This is a genomic window from Acinetobacter lwoffii, from assembly GCF_049367455.1.
Classification (GTDB): Bacteria; Pseudomonadota; Gammaproteobacteria; order Pseudomonadales; family Moraxellaceae; genus Acinetobacter; species Acinetobacter lwoffii_W.
In genome coordinates, this window is the sequence record NZ_JBMPXW010000002.1 from 1 (window position 1) to 3,014 (window position 3,014).

The 3,014-nt window shown below is 40.5% G+C and carries 3 protein-coding genes; all 3 read left to right on the forward strand.

Features of this window, described 5'->3' with window-relative positions:
- Positions 1–877 (forward strand): Rieske 2Fe-2S domain-containing protein (locus ACO1B7_RS14770; RefSeq protein WP_423090326.1); only part of this gene is annotated, 877 nt, incomplete at its 5' end.
- 313 nt (positions 878–1,190) lie between these two features.
- Positions 1,191–2,495 (forward strand): type II toxin-antitoxin system HipA family toxin, encoded by a 1,305-nt coding sequence (locus ACO1B7_RS14775; RefSeq protein ID WP_129717361.1) that lies wholly within the window; start codon positions 1,191–1,193, stop codon positions 2,493–2,495.
- Positions 2,488–2,769 carry a helix-turn-helix domain-containing protein gene (locus ACO1B7_RS14780; RefSeq protein WP_004280265.1) on the forward strand — a complete coding sequence of 94 codons (282 nt, stop codon included), beginning with the start codon at positions 2,488–2,490 and terminating at the stop codon, positions 2,767–2,769. Before ACO1B7_RS14775 ends, ACO1B7_RS14780 begins: the two co-directional genes overlap by 8 nt.
- Positions 2,770–3,014 lie beyond the last annotated feature (245 nt).

Here is a 3,014-nt window from a genome sequence, read left to right on the forward strand (position 1 = left end):
GAACGATGAACTGGTGGTGGCGAAAGATGCATGTCCGCATCGCGGTGTACCTTTAAGCTTGGGAAAAAATGACGGCCAAGGCGTGGTGTGTCGTTATCACGGTTTACGCTTTGGCAATGAAGGTAAATGCAACCGTATTCCTGCACATCCTCAGCATACAATATCGGAACGTTTCCATTTGAAAACTTATGCTGCGGTAGAAAAGTATGGTCTGATCTGGTGTTCATTAAGCGCTACAAAAGATGCAGAACCTCATATTCCTAATATGCCTTTTTGGGATGATGCTGAGTATCAGCAACTGGTCTGCCCTCAGATAGACATTCAATGTTTTGCAGGAAGACAGCTCGAAGGTTTTATTGATGTGGCACATTTTGCCTGGGTGCATCCCGATACTTTTGGTGATCCGGAGGATGTAGAAGTTCCTGATTACAGTACGACAGAAACGGATGTTGGTTTTAATGCAGATTATATCAGTAGTGTGGGACGTTATCCGATCGGAACAGAGCAGCGTGGCCAGGAAGATTTTAAATGGTTACGTCATTTTGAAGTGAGCCTACCCTTTACTGCAACCCTTACGATTCATTTTCCGAATGATGCCAAGCAGGTCATCATGAATGCGGCTTCACCGATGACTGCACGTTCAACACGACTTTTTGCGCCTATTTGCCGCAATTATGATAAAGATTTACCGGTTGAAGATGCCTATGCATTCAATATGAAAATTTTCGAGGAAGATCGTGTGATTGTAGAAAATCAGAAACCTGAATATTTACCTCTGGATTTATCTTTAGAAGCGCATTTTCCGGCAGATCGGAGTTCAAGCATGTACCGAAAATTACTACGCAAACGGGGATTTAGTCCTTTATTTGCTGCTTAAAATTTTATTCAAAAGAAAAGCAGTTATAGGTAGTAAGGGCTAGATATCCCCAGATATTTAAAAAATTACAGGATTATTAAATTTATAAGCTATATGTCGATGTAGGTCTTTAGCCAAACTTATTTTTGGATGAATTGGGTTATATCGTGATTTCTATCAGGATACATCTTGTTATATAGCCTCATGGGTCTTGTATTCTAGTGAAGAAAGGCCTTTTAGAATGGTAAAGAACTTTTAGAAGATAAAATTAGTTTTTTATTAAAATAGGTATATAATAAATAAAATCACTTTACTTTACTATTTTAATAAAATTATGGATCAATATTGCACACTGCAGGTTTATCAGGAAGATGAATGGCTGGATTGCGCTATTGTTGAGATTGTCGGTCAACAACAAACTGGATGGCAAGCAGCCACGCGCACATCATATCTATTTGAATATGCTATTTCTTATATGAACCTAAGCGATGGGCATGCGCTAGCCTATCATTTACCAGTAAATGTGCAAAATACCTTGCAATCTACCTGGCCGGCCTTCCTGATGGATTTGTTACCTCAAGGTTATGGTCGTAAAGAATTACTCCGTCAGCTTAATTTTTCTGAAAATACTCAGGAACAAGCAGACTGGGCGCTTTTAAAAGCGGGTGCAGGCAATCCGATTGGTAATTTACGGATTAAAGAGGCTTATGAATGGCTACAGGGGCAGTTCCCTGTTCAGCAGAATCATGGCTTTAGTCTGGACCAAGTCGTAGAACGTCAAGAAAAATTTATTGAATCCTTGGCCTCTTATGGACTTTTTATTGCCGGTTCTTCTGGTATTCAGGGCGAGTGGCCAAAATTACTGCTGACCCAAGGTCACGATGACCTGTTCTATCTGGATCACACGCTGACAGATGATCAGGTCAAACAGCATTGGCTGGTGAAATTCAGTCGTGGCAGTGATCAGAATCTAGATAAAATTTTGATGCACGAAGCCTTATATATGAAAATTGCCCAATACCTGGGACTTCGTGTTCATCAGGAACTGGAGCTGCATGGTAAGACTTTATTTATTCCCCGATTTGACCGTAAAGTCAGCGATGGGAAGGTTGAAAGAATTGCCCAGGAAAGTATTGCTTCTCTGGGAGGAAAAGCCGGTTTTGGGGTAAGAATGACCCATAACCAGATCTGTAGCCTGTTGATGCAATGCTGTACTGAACCAAAACAGGAAATCTTTGAATATTTGAAGCGTGATCTTGCCAATGTCGCTTTAGGCAATAAAGACAATCATACCCGTAATACAGCGATTCAACGTTTCAATAATGGAATCATTCAACTAACCCCATTATTTGATTTTGCGCCGATGTGGCTCCATCCAGATGGTATTGCCCGAACTACACGTTGGGAGCGAGATGATCATGGTGGCATGCCAATTTGGCATTCAGTCATTGAACAGATCGCCGAAAGCACGATGATTGATCCACAAGAAATCAAAGCGGTATTAATCGAGCAATTACCACTTTATCAGGGGTTACTCGAGCACATGCAGCATCTGCAATTGGCACCTGAAATTCTTGAAAATAGCCAGTATCGAATTAATAATATTTGCCAACAATTGGAGGAGCTGAATCATGGATAAACGCTTTAAGCCCCTGACCCCGATTCAACAGATGCAAAAGAGATTATCTGTACTTGAAACCGTCAGCAACAATCCTGACTGGCCTTTTCATCAGGTTGCTCGCTTCATTCGTACCGAGTTGCACCTCACACTCAACGATATGGCTAAAATTACCAAGATTGCTCCCCAGACTCTACAGAAAATGGAACAACCTGAAGGAAATCCAACACTCAAGTCTATGCAGAAATTACTGGATGCTTTTGGTTTAAAGTTAGAAATCAGGGTTAAATCCTGATGAGAAGCTGATGCTTTAATTGATATTTGCGGGAATTTTAGAGAAGAAGAATGGTTTAACAACTGAAAATATGCCCTGCTCCAATCTGTCTGTTAAATCCTTGCTCTATCACAGGAATCCCGGTTTAAATTAAACGCGGGATTCACTGGAGGCTGATATTTTCTTATCAGTTTTTTAATGAATACGTTTACTTTTTAAACGTCATTATGAAGAAATATCAACACAGAGATATTTCATTTCAACAG

Coding starts and splice junctions, on each gene's coding strand:
- ACO1B7_RS14775 (WP_129717361.1), top strand. CDS start 1,191: ATGGATCAATATTGCACACTGCAGGTTTATCAGGAAGATGAATGGCTG.
- ACO1B7_RS14780 (WP_004280265.1), top strand. CDS start 2,488: ATGGATAAACGCTTTAAGCCCCTGACCCCGATTCAACAGATGCAAAAG.